Here is a 21,348-nt window from a genome sequence, read left to right on the forward strand (position 1 = left end):
GTACGTCATCGGATACAGGAGCGCACATGGAACGCACCCTCTTCGAGCCCGAGCACGAACTCTTCCGGGAGTCGTACCGGAAGTTCCTCGAGCAGGAGGTGGCTCCCTTCCACGAGCAGTGGGAGCAGGACAAGATCGTCGATCGTGAGGTCTGGAAGAAGGCCGGCGCGCAGGGCTTCCTGGGCATGGCGGTGCCGGAGGAGTACGGCGGCGGCGGTGTCGAGGACTTCCGCTACAACACGATCGTCACCGAGGAGACCACCCGCGGAGGATTCAGCGGCATCGGTTTCATGCTGCACAACGACGTCGTGGCACCGTACCTGCTGAAGCTGGCGGACGAGGAGCAGAAGCGGCGCTGGCTGCCGGGATTCTGCTCCGGTGAGATCATCACTGCGATCGCGATGACCGAGCCCGGCACGGGCAGCGATCTGCAGGGCATCAAGACCCGCGCAGTGCGGGACGGCGACGAGTGGATCCTCAACGGTTCCAAGACCTTCATCACCAACGGCATCAACGCGGACCTGGTGATCGTCGTCGCCTGCACCGATCCGGAGAAGGGCGCGCAGGGTTTCTCGCTCCTCGTCGTCGAGCGCGGGATGGCGGGCTTCGAGCGGGGCCGCAACCTCGACAAGATCGGCCTCGCGGCGCAGGACACTGCCGAACTGCACTTCACCGACGTGCGGGTGCCTGCCGCCAACCTTCTCGGCGAGGAGGGCATGGGCTTCATCTACCTGATGCAGAACCTGCCCCAGGAACGTCTGTCGATCGCGGTGGTGGCGGCGGCGGCCATGGAAGCGGTGCTCGAGGACACGATGCAGTACTGCCGCGACCGCAAGGCATTCGGCAAGTCGATCGGCAGCTTCCAGAACACCCGGTTCGAGCTGGCCGAGCTGGCCACCGAGACCACCCTCGCGCGCGTCTTCGTGGACAAGTGCATCGAGCAGCTCAATGCCGGCACCCTGAGCGTGCAGGAGGCGGCGATGGCCAAGTACTGGACCACCGACAAGCAGGTCGAGTTGATCGACCGCTGCCTGCAGCTGCACGGCGGATACGGCTACATGCGTGAATACCCGGTCGCGAAGGCGTATCTCGACGCCCGCGTGCAGAAGATCTACGGCGGCACCAACGAGATCATGAAGGACATCATCGGCCGCGGTCTGAACCTCTGATCCCACCCGGAACGAGCAGGGCGGCGCCGCGGATCGCGGCGCCGCCCGTGCACGTTCGGCGGAAGTGGCGAGGTCAGATCTTGCGGATCACGGTCACGACCTTGCCGAGTATCACCGCGTCGTTGCCCGGGATCGGTTCGAACATCGGGTTGTGCGGCATCAGCCACACGTCGTTGTGTACGCGCTTGAACGTCTTCACGGTCGCTTCGCCGTCGAGCATCGCGGCGACGATGTCCCCGTTGTCCGCGACGTTCTGCTGGCGCACCACGACCCAGTCGCCGTCGCAGATGGCCGCGTCGACCATCGATTCGCCGACGACCTTGAGCAGGAACAGCGAACCCTGCCCCACCAGCTCTCTCGGGAGCGGGAACACGTCCTCGACGGACTCCTCCGCCAGGATCGGTCCGCCTGCGGCGATCCTGCCCAGCACGGGAACCATGGCAGCCGACGTGGGGGACTCGGCGGCGACGTCGACTCCGTCCACCGGCTGTCCCTGCGGCGCCGGCGGCTGCGAATCGTCGAGACCGCGCACGTCCACCGCTCGGGGACGGTTCGGATCGCGCCGGAGGAAACCCTTGCGCTCGAGGGTGCGCAGCTGGTGCGCCACCGACGAGGTGGAATTGAGGCCCACCGCGTCGCCGATCTCGCGGATGCTCGGAGGGTAGCCGCGCTCGGTGACCGATTCGCGGATCACCTCGAGGACGCGGCGCTGGCGTTCCGTCAGGCCGACGGCCGGATCCGCGGTGGTCGTCCGGCTCCGCCCGGCCGGGGGATGGCCGTCCGTCATGTCGTGACCTCCGTGCGTCGTGTGTCGGATGAGCTGGATGTGATGGAACGAATCTAGCTCTCCGCGGCCCGGTTATCAAACATCTGTTCGACGTTTTCCGCCCGTTGTGCTGACTTTGCCGGGGCGACGTGGTACACATCGAACATACGTTCTTTCGAACACGTGATCGAACAAACGTCGACCGAGCGATGACCGAAGTTCCGCCGCGGGTCCTGTCCCGCGGACATGTGACACGGACGAGTGACACGGAGGCCTCGATGAGGACATCAGCAGTGCGCCGGACCGAACGGAACCACCCGCAGTTCGACGACCCCGGGCCGCACGACACCGGGGGCGGGGCACGCCGCGCCGGGACGACGCGTCTCGTGCGACGCCCGCACGATGCGGCAGACCGCCGGCTCCCCGTCCGTCCGGACGCGGGGATCGTGGACTACCGGCGCGTTCCGGTCCGGGTCTCACGCGTTCCGCACCGGCCGGCCGGGGTCGCGCGCACCCGCCCGGGCACGGTACTGGCGACGGCGCTGCTGACCGCGCTCGTGACCGCGGGACTGCTCGGCATCGCGCACCTGCGCACCAGCCAGGTCGCGGCCGGCGCCGCACGCACCGAGGTCACCGTCGTCCAGGCGGGCGAGTCGCTCGGCGACGTCGCGGCCCGGGTGGCTCCGGATGTGTCCCGGTCCGAGGCGATCGAGCGGATCCTCGACCTCAATGCCATGCCGGACGGCCGCCTCCGCACCGGCCAGACCCTGCTCGTCCCGGCGTCCGCGCCGCGGTGAATTGGCATGGGCAGGCAGGCACCGGGTTCGGCCGACGACCCGGGTATGCAGGTATTGTCGACTCTTGTCAGTGACACCACCTCGTGTGGTCGCGCCGAGAGCGATTCGCCTGCCGGTGGGTCCGGTCTCGGGAGGACGGCATCGGTTCCACGCCGACGTCGCGGCCAGCACGGCTACGACGAAGGAATCGACATGTACTGCCCGTATTGCCGGCACCCCGATTCCCGCGTCGTCGATTCCCGGGAGGCCGACGAGGGTGCTGCGATCCGGCGCCGGAGAGCATGCCCCCAGTGTGGCAGGCGGTTCACGACGGTCGAGACGGCGGTGCTGTCGGTCGTCAAGCGCAGCGGCGTCACCGAACCTTTCAGCCGCGAAAAGGTGGTGCGCGGCGTAGCTCGGGCCTGTCAGGGGCGCGACGTCGACAACGATGCCCTCAACCTCCTCGCCCAGCAGGTCGAGGACGCGGTGCGGGCCAAGGGGTCCCCGGAGATTCCGAGCAACGAGGTCGGTCTGGCCATCCTCGGACCCCTGCGCGACCTGGACGAGGTGGCGTACCTGCGATTCGCCTCCGTCTACCGGTCCTTCAGCTCTGCAGAGGATTTCGAGCGCGAGATCAAGGAGTTGCGCGAGCACCAGCACCGGCGCGAGACCGGATCCGAGGACTGATCGCCCGGCGGGACACGGTGCCGCTCAGCGAATCGCCGCGACGGCCTTGAGGATCCGCTGCTCCGAAATCGGCCCACGGGTCCCGAGGTGCTGGGCGAACAGGCTGACCCGCAGCTCCTCGATCATCCACGAGATCGCCACCACATCGGGGGCGGTGGTCCGCTCCTGCGGCAGTCGTGCGAGCAGGCGGTCGTACTCGGCGTAGACCCGGTCCAGCACGTCCATGCCCTGCCGGTCACGGTGCGCGCTCGCCGGCAGCGCTTCGAGCCGGTATGCCGCCGCGGCCAGATAGCGGGGCAGGTCGGCGAGCCGGGCACTGCCCAACTCGGTGACGAATCCCTGGAATAGCAGCGAGGCCAGCTGTTCCCGCACGTCCTCGGCAGCCTCGCCGCGCACCTTCTCGAGCAGTACTTCCACGTCGTGTGCGCGCGCCAGCGCGGGCACGACGAGTTTCAGGAGCGCCGCGACCCGGTCCGGCAGCTGGGCCCGCACCACCTTCACCAGCGCGGTGAAATCGTCGGGTGTGCGTACCGGCTTGCCGTGCCGGGCGATCGACTCGTCCACCGCACAGGCCCGGCAGTCCTCGAGCAGATCCTCGAACGAGCCGTCGGGGTTGCGTCCGAGCGTCAGCCGCTCGCTGTTGCTCAGACCCGTCGCCGCAGCGCGCGCCTGCACGGGGACCGCCTCGAGGAGCAGCGCCCGCAACCCGGTGCGCATCGCGGCCTGCTGCGCCTGCGGGGTGCTGAGCACCCGGACCGCCACCCCACGATCCTCGGAGACCAGCGTCGGATATCCCGTCACGCGTTGTCCGGCCACGGTGCGTGTCACCGTGGGTTCGAGGGTGCCGAGGGTGTCGGCTGTCCAGACCAGTGCCGGCTCACGTTCGGTGCTCGACGCCGCCCGCGAAACCTCGGCCTCGACGCGGGTTTCCAGCCGTCTGCGCAGGTCGGTCAGGCTCTTGCTGCGCGCGAGAACCGACCCTCGTTCGTCGACGGCGGCGAACGTCATCCGCAGGTGGTCCGGCAGCGCGGTTGGGTCGAAGTCGCCCGGCTCGATCCGTGTCGCACCGAGCCGCGACAGCTCCCGGGCCATCGCGTTGACGAGGGGCTCGGATCGGGCCCGGACCGACGCGAGGGCCGCCGCGGCGAAGTCTGGTGCCGGAACCACTTGGCGGCGAAGATGCTTGGGGAGTGTCTTGATGAGGGCAGTGACGAGCTCGACGCGCATGCCGGGCACCGACCAGTCGAAGCCGACGGGCCGGACCCCGGCGAGCAGTGCCACGGGAATGCGGACGGTGACGCCGTCCTCTTCCGTGCCGGGCTCGAATTGGTAGGTGAGGGGGAACTGCAGATCGCCCTGCCGCCACGCGTCGGGGTAGTCGCCGCCGAGGATCGCGGCGGCGTCCTGGTTGACCACCGTGTCCGGGGTGAAGGTGAGCAGTTCGGGATTCTTCTGCCGCTCCTTCTTCCACCACGTGTCGAAGTGCCGCGCCGACACGACTTCCGGTCCGACGCGCTGGTCGTAGAAGTCGAACAGGGTCTCGTCGTCGACGAGGATGTCACGCCGGCGGGCCCGGTGCTCGAGCGCCTCGACGTCGTCCAGCAGCGCGCGGTTGGCATGGAAGAACTTGTGACGCGTCCGCCACTCGCCCTGCACGAGGGCGTGCCGGATGAACAGCTCGCGGGAGGTCTCCCGGTCGATCGCCCCGTACTGCACCGGCCGTTGCGCCACGAGGGGGATGCCGTAGAGCGTGACCCGCTCGTAGGCCATCGCCGCCTCGCGCTTGGTGGACCAGTGCGGTTCGGAATAGGTGCGTTTGACCAGGTGCGGCGCGAGCTTCTCGGCCCACTCGGGTTCGATGCGCGCCGCCGTCCGGGCCCACAGCCGCGACGTCTCGACGAGCTCGGCCGCCATCACCCAGCGCGGCGGTTTCCTGGCCAGCGACGAACCGGGGAAGATCCCGAACCGGGTTCCGCGCGCGCCGAGGAAGTCCCGCTTCTCGCCCTCGCGCAGGCCGACGTGCGAGAGCAACCCCGCCAGCAGCGACTGGTGGATCGCGTCGGGCCCCACGTCCTGGTGCCGGGTCTCCCAGCCGAGGTTCAGGGTGATCTGACGGAGCTGGCCCTGCAGGTCCTGCCATTCCCGGATCCGCAGCCAGTGCAGGAACTCGTCGCGGCACATCTTGCGGAACCTGCTGGACGACAGTTCCTTCCGCTGCTGCTTGAGGTAGTCCCACAATTGCAGGTACGCGAGGAAGTCCGAGCCCTCCACGGCGAACCGGGCGTGTTTCTCGTCGGCCGCCTGCTGGAACTCGGCCGGTCGCTCGCGCACGTCCTGGATCGACAGGGCCGCGACGATGATCAGGACCTCGCGCAGGCATCCGTTGCGGTGCCCCTCCACGATCATCCGTGCCATCCGCGGATCGACCGGCAGCAGCGCGAGTTCGCGCCCGGTCCCGGTGAGCCGGGGCAGTTCGTCCTTCGCGGCCCGCTCGAGCGCCCCGAGCTCCTCGAGCAGCGCGATGCCGTCGCGGACGGCGCGCGGGTCGGGGGCTTCGACGAAGGGGAACGAGGCGATGTCCCCGAGTCCGAGCGCCGTCATCTGCAGCACGACCGAGGCGAGGTTGGTGCGCAGAATTTCCGGCTCGGTGAACTCGGGGCGGGCCTCGAAGTCCTCCTCCGAGTACAGCCGGATACAGATGCCGTCGGCGACACGACCGCAGCGCCCGGACCGCTGCCTGGCCGAGGCCTGCGAGATCTCCTCGATCGGCAGTCGCTGGACCTTGGTGCGCACCGAGTAGCGGGAGATCCGCGCGGTGCCGGGGTCGACGACGTAGCGGATGCCCGGGACGGTGAGCGAGGTCTCGGCGACGTTGGTGGACAACACCACTCGCCGGCCGGTGTGCGGGGTGAACACCCGGTGCTGCTCGGCGGCCGACAGCCGTGCATACAGGGGCAGGATCTCGGTGCCCCGGAGTCTGCGGTCGCGCAGGGCATCGGCGGTGTCCCGGATCTCGCGTTCACCGGAGAGAAAGACGAGGATGTCCCCGTCGCCTTCTGCGGCGAGTTCCTCGACCGCCTCACAGACGGCGTCGACCGGGTCGCGGTCGACGAGTGCGTCGCCCACCTCGATCGTCAGGGGCCGGTAGCGGACTTCGACCGGATAGGTGCGGCCGGAGACTTCGACGATGGGTGCGGGCGTGCCGTCGGCTGCTGCGAAGTGGTTCGCGAACCGCTCGGGGTCGATCGTCGCCGAGGTGATGATCACCTTCAGGTCCGGTCGCCGGGGCAGCAGTTCCTTGAGGTAGCCGAGGATGAAGTCGATGTTGAGGCTGCGTTCGTGTGCCTCGTCGATGATGAGGGTGTCGTATCGGCGCAGCAGCCGATCGCGCTGGATCTCGGCGAGGAGGATGCCGTCGGTCATCAGCTTGATCAGGGTTGCGTCCGACACCTGGTCGGTGAACCGGACGGTGTAGCCGACGGTGTCGCCGAGCTCGGAGTCGAGTTCCTCGGCGATGCGCTCGGCGACCGCGCGGGCGGCGATGCGGCGCGGCTGCGTGTGCCCGATCAGGCCGCGCACCCCGCGCCCCAGTTCGAGGCAGATCTTCGGGATCTGGGTGGTCTTGCCGGACCCGGTTTCCCCGGCGACAATGACGACCTGGTGGTCGCGGATGGCGGCGGCGATGTCGTCCTTGCGCTGCGAGACCGGGAGGTTCTCGGGATAGGTGACGGTCGGCGCGGCGGCCACCCGCGCGGCGAGCCGCAGTCGGGCCTGCTCGATCTCGACGGCGATCTTCGCCAGGTCCCCGGGCCGGCGGGCCCGGTCGAGCCGCCGGCGAAGGCGATGCTCGTCGCGCAGCGACACGTCGGTGAGGGCCGACTTCAGGTCACGGCGTGTCGGCCCGGGCGGGGCGGGGGAGTGCGGAGTCTCGCGTGAGGTGGACATGCTGGATGTACAGCCTAGCGAAGCGCGCGTTCTCGCTGCGCGCCGCCCGGCGCATAAGATGGCGGTTTCATCGCCGTTCGTGGAACAGGAGCAGATCGTGGGCGCGTTGTGGCACGGGTTCGCAGACATGGGTGCCGTCGAACGGGACGGTGCGTTCGTCGTCGCGCGCGGCGAGGGCGCCTACATCTGGGACCGGGCCGGCACCAGGTATCTCGATGCCACCGCCGGCCTCTGGTTCGCGAACGTCGGTCACGGCCGCTCCGAGATCGGTGACGCGGTGGCAGCGCAACTGGCGAAGGTGGCGCACTACTCCAACTTCGGCGACCTGGCCGCGGAGCCGACCGTCGAACTGGCGGAACGGCTCGCCACGATCGCACCCGTTCCCGGCAGCAAGATCTTCTTCACCTCCGGCGGTTCGGATTCGATCGACACGGCGGCCAAGCTGACGCGCCGCTACTGGCAGGAGCTGGGACGGCCGGAGAAGACCCTCGTCGTCAGCCGGGAGAAGGCCTATCACGGCATGCACGTCGGGGGCACGTCCCTCGCCGGAATCCCGGTCAACGCCGAGGGGTACGGCGACCTCTGGGACGACGCCGCCAAGGTGTCGTGGGACGACGCGAAGTCGCTGCTCGCCCTCATCGAACGGGTCGGGGCCGACCGGATCGCGGCGTTCTTCTGCGAGCCGATCATCGGCGCGGGCGGCGTGTACCTGCCGCCGGAGGGCTATCTCGCCGAGGTCCGCGACATCTGCCGTGAGCACGACGTGCTCTTCGTGGTCGACGAGGTGGTCACCGGCTTCGGCCGCATCGGCGGCTCGTGGTTCGCCTCGGACCGGCTCGGTCTGGAACCGGACCTGATGACCACGGCGAAGGGGCTCACCTCCGGGTACGTGCCGATGGGCGCGGTGTTCGTGTCGCCCAAGGTGGCCGAACCGTTCTTCGCCGGCGGGGTGTGGTGGCGGCACGGCTACACCTACGGCGGGCATGCCGGTGCCGCGGCGGCGGCCCTGGCGAACCTGGACATCCTCGAGCGCGAGAACCTGCTCGCCGAGTCGGCGCGGCTGGAGCGGACCCTGCACGAGAAGCTGTCCCCGCTGGCCGAGCACCCGCGCGTCGCGGAGGTCCGCAGCGGTCTCGGTGCCGTGGCCGCAGTGCAGCTCGCCGACGCGTCCGAGGCGCTGCAGTTCGTGAAGACGCTTCGGCAGCACGGGATTTCGAGCCGGGCCGCGGGGCAGGGTGCACTGCAGATCTCGCCGTCGTTCGTGATGACGGACGAGCAGGTGCAGGACCTCGCGGACGGGTTCGCCTCCGCCCTGGGGTGATCGGCGGCCGGCGCAGCCGCCCGGCCGGGCGGGTCGCCTCAGCGGCGGATCCGGATCCCCCGGAACCCGGTGCGGATCCGCGTGCACAGTCCCGTGGTCACCTCGTCCAGGGGCACCGCGCTCTGCGTGTCGTGCGCGGCGGCGACGCGGGCGTAGCGGTCGTGCAGCTTCGTGCGTACCTCGTCGGGGGTGTACGCACGCCGCCTGCGCTCGTCGCGCATCACGACTGCGCCCGTCGCGGCGACGCCGACCGCTCCGGCGAGCCCGACGAGTTTCCACCACTGCCTGCCCTTCAATGCCATGCGCGCGAGCCTAGACGGCAGGGGTCGGGCCGGGGCCGCGCTCACCTGTGACCGATGCTCGTCACCGTCGACCGGCGCGATCTCCCGGACGCTCCGGGCGGACAGTGTGTTTCAGGGCCTGTCCGGTGATCCGTTGCGTCCCGGTCGTATCCGGCTGCGGGCGTGTCCGGAACTCGAATCGACTACCGACGGCATTGGGGTGGAACGCGTCCGGGAGGGCGGTGAACAGCGCGTGCTGCGCCTTCCAGGACGTGCAGTGGGCGGGCACGACCACGGCCGGGTCCGCCGCCGCGAGGGCGGTCACCGTCCGAGGGACGATCGGACCGTCGCGGAGATGGAACCCGCCGAGGACGGCGTGGAGCCGGCCGACCCCGGTGAGCCGCTCGGCGTGCTCGAGGATGTTGATCAGCCCGGCGTGCCCGCATCCGGTGAGAACGACGAGTCCCCGCTCGCGGAGGTGCAGGACGACGGCCTGGTCGTCGTCGATCAGCGGGTCGGGCCGCCAGCGGCCGTCCCGGTGGACTTGATGGCCCGGCATGCCGGTCTCGTACCCGGTGGTCCGCGCGATCCGGCCGGTCACCAGGAGCATTCCGTCGAGCAGGAAGGAGGGGCGCCGGTTCTCGACGACGACGAACCCCGCGCCCTCGATCGCCGCGCGGCTCGGTGTCGGTAGCTCGAAGGCGCCGCCGGGACCGACGATGCGCCGGCGCGTCCAGAAATCGGGGTGCACGAGGATCGGCAGGCGCCGGGAGCCGAGCCGGCGGGCGAGGCCCTGCAGACCCATGACGTGGTCGAAGTGGCCGTGGCTGAACACGATCGCCTCGATGCCGTCCGGGGAGATCGCCAGCCGATCGAGGTTCGCCATCAGCCCGTCCGGCGTGGCCCCCGCGTCGTAGAGGACGCGGTGCGTGGTTTCGCCGACCCGGATCTCGATCAGTACGGAGAACCCGTGCTCCGCACGGAGGAGGTCGACAGTCCGGAATCCGACCGCCAGATCGCTGGGGACGATCGGGAGCGGACCTGCCGATCCGGCCAGCCCCCAGCGGCGGACGGGCCCCACGTCGGGCAGAAGCACGTCGGAGGAGTTGTCCACCAGCGTCGTCACATCGACCGCGTCGACCGGCCGGAGCTCCACCCGTACCGGGTCCCGCTCCGGCAGCTGTCCGGCGGATCGTCGATCGCGGGTCTCCGCTCTCGTCGTCACCCCTCCTCCTTCCGGTGGATACGGTGAAACAGCCGTCGGCGCCGGGCCGTCAGCGCTCGGATCCGAGGTCGGTGAAGTCGGGACGGAAGGGCGCCTCGCTCCCCGTCCGCAGATCGAACGTGCTGCGGTTCTGCGTGAGAATGTCCGTGCCGTAGACGTGGATCGAGATCGCATCGGTCCCGTCGAGCGCCTCCACCGAGTGGATCGTTCCGTCGGGTACGACGGTCACCGTGCCCCGCGGGTTCACGAAGGTGTCGGCAACCTGGAGCCGGGCCCTGCCCGGCACACGCCCGTCGTCGAGCCGGCGATACCACGTCTCACGTTCCCGCCCCCGGTACACGCCGACCACCGCCCACGCACCGTGATTGTGGACCGGAGTGCTCACTCCGGCCCTGAACACCGCCACCAGGATCGACAGGTGCCCGTCCGAGGCCCGGTGGACGGGGTACAGCACCCAGTCCCGCGTCTCGGGACGCTCCTGGTACTGCGGGTCCAGCCAGTCGCTGTCGTCGGCGACTGCCGCGGCCAGAACCGCACGGACCGACTCCGGTCCGTCGCGCAGTGTGGACGCCTGTCGCAGGCGAGGGATCAGATCGTGGATCGACTGCCGGTGGCCGAGTTCGGCGTGCCTGTTCATGATGCACCTCCTGCAACCGCTTTCGAAGAGAACGGTATGCGCTCACCAGAGATGAGTGCATCGGTACCAGTACGGACGTCGCGCGCCGTCCCGGCGGTGCCGGAGGCCGGCTCACAGACCGAAGTCGACCGCTCGCCGCACCAGCTCCACCCTCGAGTTGATGCCGAGCTTCGCGTAGATGTTGGCGAGGTGGGTCTCGACCGTCCGCTCGCCGATGAACAGGCGCCGGCCGATCTCCAGGGAGCTGAGTCCGGCGACGGCCAGCGCGCCCACCTCTCGTTCCCGGGTGGTCAGGGCCTCCGGCCCCCACGCCGGGCGGTTCCGGCGACCCCGCCGTACCCCCGTCAGGAAGGCCTCGATCTCGATCAGCACCGCGTCCATGTCGCCGATCCAGGGCCAGTGATCGATCCCGGGTAGTTCGACGAGCGTCGCGCCCGGGATGCGCGCCGCGACGTAGCGGGAGTGTTCGACCGACAGCCACGGATCGTCGACGTGGTGGAGCAGAAGCGTCGGAACTCGGATCTCGTGCAGCCTCGGACGAAGATCGGTCGCGGCGCAGAGCCGGAACAGTTCCCGTGCCTGCGCCGGGCCCGCCGCCGCCCGGGCGTGACGCGCGAACCAGGATCGATACCGCTCGTCCCCGGCCAGTGTCGGATTCATCGACGCGATACCGGAGCCCGTCGCCCACCCCTCGTCGATGCCGGCCAGGACCGACGAGAAGAACTCCTCGCTCCACCCCGCCGCATACCCGTCGTCCTCCAGGAGCCGGGCATCCGCGTCCCACAGGATCATCGAACGTGTGCGGCCGGGGTACTTCAATGCGAACGAGGTGCAGATCCCGGCGCCGACGGCGACCCCGAACAGGGTCGCCCGCCGGGACCCGGCGGCGTCCATCACGACCCGGACGTCCTCGACGCAGGCGTCCATGGACACCTCCTCCCGTGGCACGTCCGACAGGCCGGTTCCCCGCTTGTCGAACCAGATCAGCCGGGTGAACGACCCCAGGCTGCGCAGGAAACGCGCGAAGAACCGCTCTTCCCAGGCGAGGTCGAGGTGTGAGACGAATCCCGGAACGAAGACGAGGTCGGGTCCCGCTCTGCCCAGCACCTGGTATGCGATGCTGACATCTCCGCCGGCGGCGTACCGGACCTCGTGGTCCATCCCTGCACCGTAGCGCCGTCTGCCGCACTGTCAACCTCGGGCGAGGCGTATCGATGCGGGGTGGCGCCGGCGGGTCGGCCGCTGCCGCGATCCGGCGCCGGATCCCGCTACCTCCCCGCGTGAGAGGCTGTCGATCATGCAGCAGCGGCGCTCAGCGCAGGCCCGGATCACCCTCGACGACGCGGTGGCGGTGACCCGCACCGGTGATCTCTGGATCTTTCGCGGCAGCAGCCACGCCGACCGCGCGATCCAGACGCTGACCAACGCCCCCGTCAACCACGTCGGCCTGGCAGTGGTGCTCGACGACCTGCCCCCACTGATGTGGCACGCCGAGCTGGGCAGGAGCCTGCCCGACATGTGGACCGGCCGGCACCACCGCGGTGTGCAGCTGCACGACCTGCGCGAGGCGGTGCAGGTGTGGAGCGCCCGGTACGGGCAGCGCGGCTGGCTGCGCCAGCTCGGCGTCGAGGTGACGCCGGCGCAGGAGGATCAGCTGCTGCGCACCGTCGCCCGGCTGGACGGCACGCCGTTCCCCTCGACGGGCCGGCTGGCGGGGCGCTGGTTCGCGGGCCGGCTGCCGTGGCGCACACGTCCGGCGGACGCGGGCCTCGAGCGCGCGTACTGCGCCGAGGTGGTGGGCGCGACCCTCGAGGCGATGGGCCTGCTCGAGCAGCGCGGACGCGGCAGCAACTGGTACGACCCCGGACGGTTCTGGAGCGGAGACCGGCTGCCCGCCGCTCCCGGTGTCTCGTGGGGACGCGAGATCGAGGTCGTGCCCCCTGGGACCGGGTGAGAGCCCGCACGGCCTGTGCCGTCGACGGGAGCCCGCGCCGTCGAATGGCCGCGTTCCCCGGCCCCGGCCGGTGACTTCGCGGGATCATGAGCCCATGTCGCGCCCCGCCATCGCACTTCAGGTCTACGTCCTCGACACACCGGATCCGTCCGGGCTGGCCTCGTTCTATGCCGCGCTGCTCGGCTGGGACATCGACGACGCCGCCACCGACGACGACTGGGTCCAGTTGCGTGCCCCTGCCGGTGGGGGCCTGGCGTTCCAGCTGGCACCCGAATTCACCCCGTCGACGTGGCCGGACGGCGGGGTGCGGTTGCAGGCGCACCTGGACCTCGAGGTGGACGACCTCGAGGCCGCGGAGGCGTGGGCCCTGCGGCACGGCGCGACCCGCGTCGCGGGTCCCAATCCCAGCCCTACCTTTCGTACCTACCGTGATCCGGGCGGCCACGTGTTCTGCCTCGTGCGTTCGGGGTGAGCCGCCGGGTACGCCGGGCTCTGCGCGCGGTGTCCTGCAGCCTCCCCGCTCCGAGACCGGTCACCGCGCCGGACCCGCTATCGACGCCGCCGCGCACGTCCGGCGCTCTTCGGGCGTCCCGCATTGCCGCGGCGGGTCTTCGGCTTCTTGTCGCCGACGACCTTCCTCGGTTGCGAACCCTGGCGTTCCCCGCGCCGCTTCTGCTTCGGCTGGGATTCGTCCTGCCGGCCCCGCGAGCTGTTGGCGGTGCGGCCCCGCACGATCCCGACGAACTCCTCGACCAGCTCGGTGGTCCGCTCCGACGGCCACACCAGTCCCACCTGGGACTGCGGGGCGTCGGTCACCGGCCGATACGTCAGATCCTTGCGGTGGTACAGCCGCGCCAACGACTGCGGCACGACCAGCACCCCCACCTCCGAGGCGACGTACGACACGGCCGCCTCCGTCGTAGCCGGCCGCTCGAACGCCTCCTGTCCCGGCAGGCGCGCCCAGTCCAGCACGTCGTCGCGCGGGTGCAGCACCGTTTCCTCCGCGAGATCCGCGACGTCCAGTTCGTCGACTGCCGCGACCGCATGGTCTTCGGGCACGACCACCACCGACGTCTCGGTGTAGAGATTGATCACCGACAGTCCGTCGCGAGGCAGCGGCAATCGCAGCACCGCGGCGTCGACCGTGCCGTCGCGCACCGCGCTCTCGCCGGCCGCGGCCGCCACCGGTACCAGTTCCAGGGGGACGTCGGGTATCCGTTCCGCCCACACCCGCGCCCATTTCCCGGGGGTGACACCGGGGACGTAGCCCAGCCGGAACGCCGGGGCGGACTCTTCGCTCACCCGCTCAGGCTAGCGGCCCGTGCGTCCAACGGCCGCCGAGCATCGTGCCCCACACCGCCGTCGCGGCCAGCTCCGCGCCGGAGCGGGGCAGCGTGTCCGCGTCGAGCACCACGAGGTCGGCGACGTCACCGGCGGTGACGCGGGTCCGGCCGCCGGTGGACGCTGCGAGCGCCACCTGCAGATCCAGTTCCTGCTCGCGGTGCCAGACGCGGCCGTCGGGCAGGGTGCGGTCGATCGCGGCGGCCAGGGTCCGCCACGGATCGAGGGGTGCGACCGGTGCGTCGGAGCCGAGGACGAGGCGCGCGCCCGCCGCGTGGAGCGTCGCGTACGGAAACGAGCGGTGCGTCCGGCCGGGCCAGTACCGCTCGGCCAGGTCCACGTCGTCGTACACGTGCGCCGGCTGGATGCTCGCCGCGATACCGGACCGCGCGAAGCGTGGGACGTCGCGCTCGGCCACGAGCTGAGCGTGTTCCACGCTGCCGTGTGCCCCGGTGGCGGCGAACGCGTCGAGCACGTGCGCACACGCGTGGTCGCCGATCGCGTGGACTGCGCTCTCGAACCCGTGGTCGTGGGCGTGGCGCATCAGCGGCTCGAGTTGTTCCGGAGGCACCGTCAGCACCCCGTGCTCGCCGTCGGGATACGGCTCGTGGCAGTAGGCGGTGCGGGTACCGAGCGACCCGTCGACGATCACCTTCACGGGACCGACCGTCGCCAGACCCGCCGTGCCGGGCACCGGGTCGCCGGTCCGCATTCCCGCCGCGATCGCGGCACCGAGCCACCGGGGCCAGATGCCGCACCGGACACGCAGGTACCGCGTCCCGGCGCCGATGCGGCGTGACCAGGCGGCCAGATTGTCGGCGATCTCGAAGTCGACGACCCCGACGACACCCCGGGCCGCGGCCGCTCGGGCCGCGGCGTCCACGAGCCGGTCGCGCACCTCGGCGTCCACGCGCTGGATGTCGTTCATCAGCGGCATGAACTCGCTCTCGCGCAGCAATCCCGTGGGATGTGGGTGCAGCGAGAAGTGTTGTAGCGCAGAAGTATTGAACCAGGCGCAGTGCAGGTCCGCGCTGAGCGCGACGACCGGCCGGGCGGGGGCGATCGCATCGAGCACCGCTGCGGTGGGTGCGTCCGGCCACAGCCCGTCGCGAAAGCCGCGCGCGACCACGACGGGAGCGGGGTCGACGACCAGGCGGGCGGCCACCAGCGCGACCGCGTGCGCGGCCGACGTCGCGCCCGACAGGTCGAGCGCGGCGTGCGTGAGGGCCCACTGGTCGAAGTGCACGTGCGCGTCCCACAGTCCCGGCAGTACCAGTCGTCCGCCGACGTCGACGGTCTCGGCGCCGCCCGCGGGATCGGAGACGACGCGGTCGCCGGTGATCGGCAGGTCGACCGGGTCGGCGCCGGGGGCGGTGCGGGCATTGCGCAGGACGAGGTGCGGCGGCACGGCTCAGCCTTCGACGATCTCGAACTCGTCGAACACGACCTCGCCGGCCGCGTCGGATTCGGCGAGGTTCACCTCGCCGAGCAGCGCCCAGCCGTGGTCGCCTTCGGGGTCGGCCAGGGTCTGCCGGACCCGCCACAGGTCCTTCTCCTCGACGACGGTGAACAGCTGCGGGCCCCGCGCGTCGGGACCGGTGCCGATCTCGTCGTACTCCTCGAAGTACAGTTCGAGGAGATCGGCCCAGTCCTGCGCTTCGAGTCCGTCACCGAGGCCGGCGAGTGCGTCCCAGCGTCGTCGCGACGCCAGTTCCACCCGCTTGAACATCGCGTTGCGCACCATCACCTTGAACGCCCGTGGGTTCGCCGAGATCGGTTTGGGCACGTCCGCACCGAAGGCCACCTGCTGATCGTCGGATTCGATGCCGGGATTGGTCAGCGACTCCCACTCGTCGAGCAGGCTCGAATCGACCTGGCGGATCAGCTCGCCCAGCCACTCGGTGAGGTCTTCGAGTTCCTCGGTGCGGGCCGCGTCGGGAACCGTCTGGCGCAGGGCCCGGTAGGCGTCCGCGAGGTAGCGCAGCACCAGCCCCTCCGAGCGGGCCAGCCCGTAGTGGCCGACCAGTTCGGCGAACGTCATGGTGTGCTCGACCATGTCCCGCACGACCGACTTGGGGGACAGGGGGAACTCCGAGACCCACGGGTGCCCCGTGCGGTACGTCTCGAAGGCCGGCTCGAGCAGGTCCGCGAGCGGCTTCGGCCAGGTGATCTCCTCGAGGAGCTCCATCCGCTCCTCGTATTCGATGCCGTCGGCCTTCATCTGCTGCACGGCCTCGCCTCGGGCGGCGTGCTGCTGGGCCATGAGGATCTGCCGCGGATCGTCGAGCGTCGACTCGATCACGGACACCACGTCCAGCGCGTAGGTGGGGGAGTCGATGTCGAGCAGCTCGATCGCGGCGAGCGCGAACGGCGACAGGGGCTGGTTCAGCGCGAAGTCGCGTTGCAGGTCCACCGTCAGTCGCGCCGTCCGGCCGAACTCGTCGGGCTCGTCGAGCTGCTGCACCACGCCGGCCTGCACGAGCCCCCGATACAGCGAGATCGCCTTGAGGATGTGCCGGCGCTGGGCGGGGCGCGTCTCGTGGTTGTCCTCGAGCAGGTGACGCATCGCCTCGAAGCAGCTGCCCGGACGGGCGATCACGTTCAGCAACATGGAATTGCTCACGGAGAAGCGCGAGGTGAGGGGCTCGGGGGAGGCGGCGACGAGCTTGTCGAACGTGCCCTCGCCCCACGAGACGAACCCTTCGGGAGCCTTCTTACGCTGCACCTTGCGGCGCTTCTTCGGGTCGTCACCGGCCTTGGCGAGGGCCCGCACGTTCTCGATCTCGTGCTCGGGTGCCTGCACCACGACGGTGCCCATCGTGTCGAACCCGGCGCGGCCGGCGCGGCCGGCGATCTGATGGAACTCGCGGGCCTTGAGCTGCCGGGTCCGGGTGCCGTCGAATTTCGTCAGGCCGGTCAGCAGCACCGTCCGGATGGGCACGTTGATGCCCACGCCCAGCGTATCGGTGCCGCAGATGACCTTGAGCAGGCCGTCTTGGGCCAGCCGCTCGACGAGTCGCCGGTACTTCGGCAACATCCCGGCGTGGTGCACGCCGATACCGTGCCGCACCAACCGCGAGAGCGTCCTGCCGAAACCGGTGGAGAACCGGAACGCGCCGATCGCCTCGGCGATCGCCTCCTTCTCCTCGCGGGAGCACATGCTGACGCTGGTCAGGGCCTGCGCTCGTTCCAGGGCGGCGGCCTGGGTGAAGTGGACGACGTAGACGGGGGCCTGATGGGTGGTGACCAGTTCCTCGATCTCTTCGCCGATCGGCTTCTGGGAATAGGTGAACGACAGCGGCACCGGCCGCTCGGAGCCGGAGACCTCGGTGGTGGGGCGGCCGGTGCGACGGGTCAGGTCCTTCTGCAGGAACGTGACGTCGCCGAGGGTCGCCGACATCAACAGGAACTGCGCACGGGGCAGCTCGACGAGGGGCACCTGCCAGGCCCAGCCACGGTCCGGCTCGGAGTAGAAGTGGAACTCGTCCATCACCACCTGGCCGATGTCCGAGTCGGCGCCCTCGCGCAGCGCCAGATTGGCGACGATCTCGGCGGTGGCGCAGACGATCGGGGCACCGGGGTTCACCGAGGCGTCACCGGTCATCATCCCGACCCGATCGGCGCCGAACACCTCGCACAGCGCGAAGAACTTCTCACTGACCAGGGCCTTGATCGGGGCCGTGTAGAACGTGCGCTTACCGGTGGCCAGGGCGAAGAAGTGCGCACCGAGTGCGACCATCGACTTGCCCGACCCGGTGGGCGTCGCGAGGATGACGTTCGACCCGGAAACCAGTTCGAGCAGCGCCTCCTCCTGCGCCGGATACAGCGAGAGGCCGCGCCCGGTCGTGAAGGCGGTGAAGGCGTCGAACAACGAGTCCTCGTCGACGATGTCGGGGATCAGTTCCGGAAGCAGCACTGCTCCAGGCTAGTTGTTGCCGGCGGGACCGCGCCGACGCGCCGGCCGGCCGCGGACCGCGGCGCCCGTCCCCGTCGAGTCCGCCGCTCGCCACGGTGGGCGGGGCGCTCAGGTGGCGCTGCGCTCGTCGGCGCCCATCGCACCGAGCACGGCCTGCCGGGTGGCCGGGCCGCCGGTGATCTGGCTCTCGCTGACGCCGTTGATCAGCAACTCACGCCAGCGCTCCTCGTCGAACACGAGAGGCGCGGTCGAGTCGAGGAACTCCTCGACCACCCGCAGGAACCGGATGGGGTCGTCGCGGAACGGGAAGTGACCGGCGCCGCGGAAGACGTCGAGCCGGGAATTCGGCATCGCCGAATGCGCCAGGTAACCGTGGCTCACCGGGATCACGCTGTCGTGATCTCCCCAGATCAGCTGCACGGGCAGGTTCTCGGTCAGGTAACAGCGGTCGAGCATCGTCACCACCTGCCCGCGCCAGTCCACGACGGCCCGCAGTGTGCGCAGGAACGCCTCGTAGGCGGTGGGATCGGGCAATCCGCTCAGGACGCGGATCAGATCCGACGTGTCGTGCAGGAAGACTCCCGGCCGCAGCGGCGTGTCGTGCAACTGCCCCAGCAGGCCGCCGGCGACGCGTACCGCGGGCATCGCGCCCGGCAGCCGGAGCAGCTTGAGGACCTCGCTCAGGCCCGGCATGGACAGCAGGCGCAGGGCGGGATGGACGTCCTTGGTGACGCCGCCTGCCGAGACCAGGATGAGCCGGTCGACCATCTGCGGGAACTGGTACGCGAACTGCATCGCGACGCCGCCGCCGAGGGAATGCCCGACCACCGTGACGTGCTCGATGCCCAGGACCGACAGCAGATCTCGGACCCCGTTGGCGTACGCGGCGACCGAATAGTCGGCGCGGGGCTTGTCGGAGCGGCCGTGGCCGAGCAGGTCCGGGGCGATGACGGTGTACTTACGGGCCAGGTGCGGGATGACTTCCTGCCAGGTCGAGGAGTTGTCGCCGATCCCGTGGATCAGCAGCAGCGCGGGCCCGTCGCCGGCGAGCCGGAACGCGCGGCGGTAACCGTGGATGGTCCGGAAGACCACCCGAGTCTCCGCATCCGGTACCGGCCGGAGCGTGCGTGTGCGTGATGAACCCATGTGCGTCTCCTGACCGCCGGATCCTCGTCGACCTGTGTCGTCCGAGGCGCCGGACCGTCGCCGGCCCGACCCTTCCGCTCAACTCGTCGAACCGAGCGTACTGACTGTATGTGACCTGCACAACGTCAAAGGTAACGAGAGAGTAATGATCAGGGGTCGGACCGGCGGCGATTCGAACCCGGTCAGGCGGGCGGTTCCGCCTCACCCGGCCCGTTTCCGCCGCGATCCTCGTACTCGGCGAGGAAACGTTCGAACTCGGCGCCGATCTCCTCGCCGGTCGGCAGATTCTCGTCCGTCGGCAGCTGGGCAGCCTGCTGCTCCTGCGCGGCGACATAGCTGTCGTACTGCCGCTCGAGTCCCCGGACCACCGCCTGCACTTCCTCGTTCTGGGCGATGTGCTCGTCGATCTGCTCGCGCACGCGCGCGGCGGCTTCGCCGAGCGCGGCCAGGGGCAGCCCGAGGCCCCCGGCTTCGGCGACGTTCTCGAGCAGCGTCTCGGCGGCACCCGGATAGTCGGTCTGTGCCAGGTAGTGCGGCACGTGGACCGAGAACCCCACCGACTCGTGACCGTGCTGCGCCATCCGCAGCTCGAGCAGTGACGACACCCCCGCCGGCACCTGCAGTTCGCCCGTCCAGCGATGGTGATCGGCGATCAGGTCCTTGTTCGTCGAGTGCGCGGTCACGCCCAGTGGGCGGGTGTGGGGAATCGCCATCGGGATCGCGCTGATCCCGATCGTGCGCCGGACGCCGAACTGCTCGGCCAGCAGGCGCACCGCGGTGATGAACCGCTCCCATTTCAGGTCGGGCTCCGCGCCGGCGAGAAGCAGGAAGGGAGTACCGGCGGTGTCGATCAGGGCGTACAGGTTGAGTTCCGGGGCGGCGTAATCCGAGAAGTGATCGGCCTTGAACGTCATGGTCGGGCGCCGGGACCGGTAGTCGATCAGCTCGTCCACGGCGAACGACGCGACGAGCTCGCTTTCGAGGCTCTCCCGCAGGTGTGTGGTGGCGAGCCGTACCGCATGCCCCGCGTCGGCGAACCCTTCGAGGCCGTGCACCAGGACGGGGCCCTCGCCGTCCGCGGACGTCAACCGGGGCGCAGGGAACTCGAGCTCGTACATGCGGGACTGGTCGTCCATGCGAACATCCTCCGTTCGATCCGGGGCGCCGTGATACCGCCGGGTCCCCGGCGTGGCATGGTGGAGTTCGAGTCTAGTTGAACTGATGATCAGCTTCCGCCGGGGCGCGACCCGGCGGAACGCGACAGCGGAGGTCCGGTGGCACCCCACAGCGCAGGAGACGACGTCCGGCCGCCGCGCCGCCCCCCGGCCCCCGGCCGCCGGCTGGGCGCCACCGCGTTCGGCGCGGTGCTGCTGCTCGCCGCCGGGTGCTCGTCGACCGTCGGCGGGACACCCCAGCCCGAGCCGGCCGCGCTGGCCACCACGGGCGACGCCGCGACCGCGAGCCGCCCCCTCGCCGAACTGCTGCTGCCCCCCGAGGAGTTCCCCGAGCCGTACGACGCGGTGGTACTCCCGCCGCAGGCGGTCGCCCAGGCCGCTCCCGATCTCACGGGCGTGCCCGAGGGTGCCAAGGTGGATCCACCCGGCTGCCTGCCACCGCCGCAGAATTTCGGCCCGGACGGGACCGCGATGGTGGTCGGCACGGACAACGACAGCCGGGCCACCATCTCGGTGGAACTCGTCGCCGTCACCGACGAGCTGGCCGCCTACCGCGAGCATCTCGTCGAATGCCCCGTCGTCGCGGCGACCCGCCGGGGCGTCACCGCCACCGTGACCACCACGCTCGACCCGTCGGCGCCCCCGGCGCCCCCGGGGGTCGAGACCCTCGCCTTCACCCGGACCGTCCGGTCGGGGGAGGGCCGGGAGGTGGTCACCCAGTCGATGACCAGCCGCATCGCCCAGCTCGGCGACGTGCGGGTGCTGGTGACCTACATGTCCTTCGGTGCCGGGCCCGCCGACACCGGCGGCCTCACCCGGGTCTTCGACGCGAGCGTGGAGCGTGTTCGCGCCGCCTGAGTGCAGTCGCTCGAGCGCGGCACGCTACCAGCGCCCGCCGACAACGGGCGGTCCGGACTCCCGCAACCGCCGTAGTTGTCCACAACCGGGGCGTTCGTCCCCAGATTCGGCGAATCCGGGTCGCACGGTCTCCGGGGGCGCGGACCGTCGG

Annotated in this window: 18 protein-coding genes; 7 read left to right on the forward strand and 11 right to left on the reverse strand. The window is 70.3% G+C overall.

Translation table 11 applies throughout. The features are described 5' to 3' along the window. The first annotated feature begins 26 nt into the window (after positions 1–26). Entirely contained in the window at positions 27–1,169 is a 1,143-nt protein-coding gene (locus QNA09_RS09590; protein WP_003935613.1) for an acyl-CoA dehydrogenase family protein, read from the forward strand. Positions 1,170–1,242: 73 nt separating this feature from the next. Here the strand turns inward: QNA09_RS09590 and lexA are convergent, their stop codons facing one another. Then, positions 1,243–1,956, reverse strand: a complete 714-nt coding sequence (lexA, locus tag QNA09_RS09595) for a transcriptional repressor LexA (protein WP_119699728.1) — start codon at positions 1,954–1,956, stop codon at positions 1,243–1,245. Between the two features lie 257 nt (positions 1,957–2,213). On the opposite strand from lexA, the gene QNA09_RS09600 reads away from it, so the two are divergent. Together QNA09_RS09600 and nrdR are read left to right on the forward strand one after the other, a co-directional pair. Beyond that, positions 2,214–2,732: a LysM peptidoglycan-binding domain-containing protein gene (locus QNA09_RS09600; protein ID WP_244213244.1), complete on the forward strand. Its 519-nt coding sequence runs from the start codon at positions 2,214–2,216 to the stop codon at positions 2,730–2,732. A 192-nt stretch (positions 2,733–2,924) separates the two neighbouring features. Beyond that, positions 2,925–3,398, forward strand: coding sequence for a transcriptional regulator NrdR (gene nrdR, locus QNA09_RS09605; RefSeq protein WP_003935610.1), 474 nt, complete (start codon positions 2,925–2,927; stop codon positions 3,396–3,398). Between the two features lie 24 nt (positions 3,399–3,422). On the opposite strand, the gene hrpA is transcribed toward nrdR, so the two are convergent. Beyond that, positions 3,423–7,343 (reverse strand): ATP-dependent RNA helicase HrpA, encoded by a 3,921-nt coding sequence (gene hrpA / locus QNA09_RS09610; protein ID WP_119699730.1) that lies wholly within the window; start codon positions 7,341–7,343, stop codon positions 3,423–3,425. 58 nt (positions 7,344–7,401) lie between these two features. Here hrpA and QNA09_RS09615 point away from each other — a divergent pair, with 58 nt between their 5' ends. Further along, on the forward strand, positions 7,402–8,664 hold the full coding sequence (locus QNA09_RS09615; protein ID WP_048772808.1) for an aspartate aminotransferase family protein: 1,263 nt from the start codon (positions 7,402–7,404) through the stop codon (positions 8,662–8,664). A gap of 38 nt (positions 8,665–8,702) precedes the next feature. On the opposite strand, the gene QNA09_RS09620 is transcribed toward QNA09_RS09615, so the two are convergent. The 4 genes from QNA09_RS09620 to QNA09_RS09635 form a co-directional block, all read right to left on the reverse strand. Continuing rightward, positions 8,703–8,966: a hypothetical protein gene (locus QNA09_RS09620; RefSeq protein WP_010592622.1), complete on the reverse strand. Its 264-nt coding sequence runs from the start codon at positions 8,964–8,966 to the stop codon at positions 8,703–8,705. Between the two features lie 61 nt (positions 8,967–9,027). Then, positions 9,028–10,170: an MBL fold metallo-hydrolase gene (locus QNA09_RS09625; RefSeq protein WP_048772811.1), complete on the reverse strand. Its 1,143-nt coding sequence runs from the start codon at positions 10,168–10,170 to the stop codon at positions 9,028–9,030. 49 nt (positions 10,171–10,219) lie between these two features. After that, positions 10,220–10,807 (reverse strand): cysteine dioxygenase family protein, encoded by a 588-nt coding sequence (locus tag QNA09_RS09630; protein WP_010592619.1) that lies wholly within the window; start codon positions 10,805–10,807, stop codon positions 10,220–10,222. Positions 10,808–10,918: 111 nt separating this feature from the next. Next, on the reverse strand, positions 10,919–11,968 hold the full coding sequence (locus tag QNA09_RS09635; protein ID WP_308072435.1) for an alpha/beta fold hydrolase: 1,050 nt from the start codon (positions 11,966–11,968) through the stop codon (positions 10,919–10,921). Positions 11,969–12,104: 136 nt separating this feature from the next. Here QNA09_RS09635 and QNA09_RS09640 point away from each other — a divergent pair, with 136 nt between their 5' ends. After that, positions 12,105–12,761 carry a hypothetical protein gene (locus QNA09_RS09640; protein ID WP_119699731.1) on the forward strand — a complete coding sequence of 219 codons (657 nt, stop codon included), beginning with the start codon at positions 12,105–12,107 and terminating at the stop codon, positions 12,759–12,761. A gap of 94 nt (positions 12,762–12,855) precedes the next feature. Further along, positions 12,856–13,233 (forward strand): VOC family protein, encoded by a 378-nt coding sequence (locus tag QNA09_RS09645; RefSeq protein WP_040271111.1) that lies wholly within the window; start codon positions 12,856–12,858, stop codon positions 13,231–13,233. Between the two features lie 77 nt (positions 13,234–13,310). Here the strand turns inward: QNA09_RS09645 and QNA09_RS09650 are convergent, their stop codons facing one another. The 5 genes from QNA09_RS09650 to QNA09_RS09670 all read right to left on the reverse strand — a co-directional run bounded on the left by QNA09_RS09650 (position 13,311) and on the right by QNA09_RS09670 (position 20,300). Next, positions 13,311–14,063, reverse strand: a complete 753-nt coding sequence (locus QNA09_RS09650; RefSeq protein WP_017680655.1) for a LysR family substrate-binding domain-containing protein — start codon at positions 14,061–14,063, stop codon at positions 13,311–13,313. A 4-nt stretch (positions 14,064–14,067) separates the two neighbouring features. Next, positions 14,068–15,510, reverse strand: a complete 1,443-nt coding sequence (locus QNA09_RS09655) for an amidohydrolase (protein ID WP_119699732.1) — start codon at positions 15,508–15,510, stop codon at positions 14,068–14,070. A gap of 3 nt (positions 15,511–15,513) precedes the next feature. Further along, positions 15,514–18,018 (reverse strand): RNA helicase, encoded by a 2,505-nt coding sequence (locus tag QNA09_RS09660; protein WP_017680653.1) that lies wholly within the window; start codon positions 18,016–18,018, stop codon positions 15,514–15,516. 108 nt (positions 18,019–18,126) lie between these two features. Further along, the gene (locus tag QNA09_RS09665) at positions 18,127–19,164 is read right to left on the reverse strand and encodes an alpha/beta fold hydrolase (RefSeq protein WP_010592612.1); all 1,038 of its coding nucleotides are present in this window, start codon (positions 19,162–19,164) and stop codon (positions 18,127–18,129) included. Positions 19,165–19,346: 182 nt separating this feature from the next. Next, a complete protein-coding gene (locus QNA09_RS09670) occupies positions 19,347–20,300 on the reverse strand; it encodes a proteasome assembly chaperone family protein (RefSeq protein ID WP_010592611.1) in 954 nt (317 codons plus the stop codon). A gap of 138 nt (positions 20,301–20,438) precedes the next feature. Here QNA09_RS09670 and QNA09_RS09675 point away from each other — a divergent pair, with 138 nt between their 5' ends. Continuing rightward, on the forward strand, positions 20,439–21,197 hold the full coding sequence (locus tag QNA09_RS09675) for a hypothetical protein (protein WP_010592610.1): 759 nt from the start codon (positions 20,439–20,441) through the stop codon (positions 21,195–21,197). Positions 21,198–21,348 lie beyond the last annotated feature (151 nt).

The organism is Rhodococcus sp. AH-ZY2 (assembly GCF_030916465.1).
GTDB lineage: Bacteria > Actinomycetota > Actinomycetes > Mycobacteriales > Mycobacteriaceae > Rhodococcus > Rhodococcus ruber.

What these genes read in the sequence shown, in the direction of transcription:
- QNA09_RS09615 (WP_048772808.1), top strand. Translation starts at nt 7,402, where the DNA reads ATGGCGGTTTCATCGCCGTTCGTGGAACAGGAGCAGATCGTGGGCGCG.
- QNA09_RS09630 (WP_010592619.1), bottom strand. Translation starts at nt 10,807, where the DNA reads ATGAACAGGCACGCCGAACTCGGCCACCGGCAGTCGATCCACGATCTG.
- QNA09_RS09590 (WP_003935613.1), top strand. Translation starts at nt 27, where the DNA reads ATGGAACGCACCCTCTTCGAGCCCGAGCACGAACTCTTCCGGGAGTCG.
- QNA09_RS09635 (WP_308072435.1), bottom strand. Translation starts at nt 11,968, where the DNA reads ATGGACCACGAGGTCCGGTACGCCGCCGGCGGAGATGTCAGCATCGCA.
- nrdR (WP_003935610.1), top strand. Translation starts at nt 2,925, where the DNA reads ATGTACTGCCCGTATTGCCGGCACCCCGATTCCCGCGTCGTCGATTCC.
- QNA09_RS09640 (WP_119699731.1), top strand. Translation starts at nt 12,105, where the DNA reads ATGCAGCAGCGGCGCTCAGCGCAGGCCCGGATCACCCTCGACGACGCG.
- QNA09_RS09600 (WP_244213244.1), top strand. Translation starts at nt 2,214, where the DNA reads ATGAGGACATCAGCAGTGCGCCGGACCGAACGGAACCACCCGCAGTTC.
- hrpA (WP_119699730.1), bottom strand. Translation starts at nt 7,343, where the DNA reads ATGTCCACCTCACGCGAGACTCCGCACTCCCCCGCCCCGCCCGGGCCG.
- QNA09_RS09665 (WP_010592612.1), bottom strand. Translation starts at nt 19,164, where the DNA reads ATGGGTTCATCACGCACACGCACGCTCCGGCCGGTACCGGATGCGGAG.
- QNA09_RS09620 (WP_010592622.1), bottom strand. Translation starts at nt 8,966, where the DNA reads ATGGCATTGAAGGGCAGGCAGTGGTGGAAACTCGTCGGGCTCGCCGGA.
- QNA09_RS09670 (WP_010592611.1), bottom strand. Translation starts at nt 20,300, where the DNA reads ATGGACGACCAGTCCCGCATGTACGAGCTCGAGTTCCCTGCGCCCCGG.
- lexA (WP_119699728.1), bottom strand. Translation starts at nt 1,956, where the DNA reads ATGACGGACGGCCATCCCCCGGCCGGGCGGAGCCGGACGACCACCGCG.
- QNA09_RS09645 (WP_040271111.1), top strand. Translation starts at nt 12,856, where the DNA reads ATGTCGCGCCCCGCCATCGCACTTCAGGTCTACGTCCTCGACACACCG.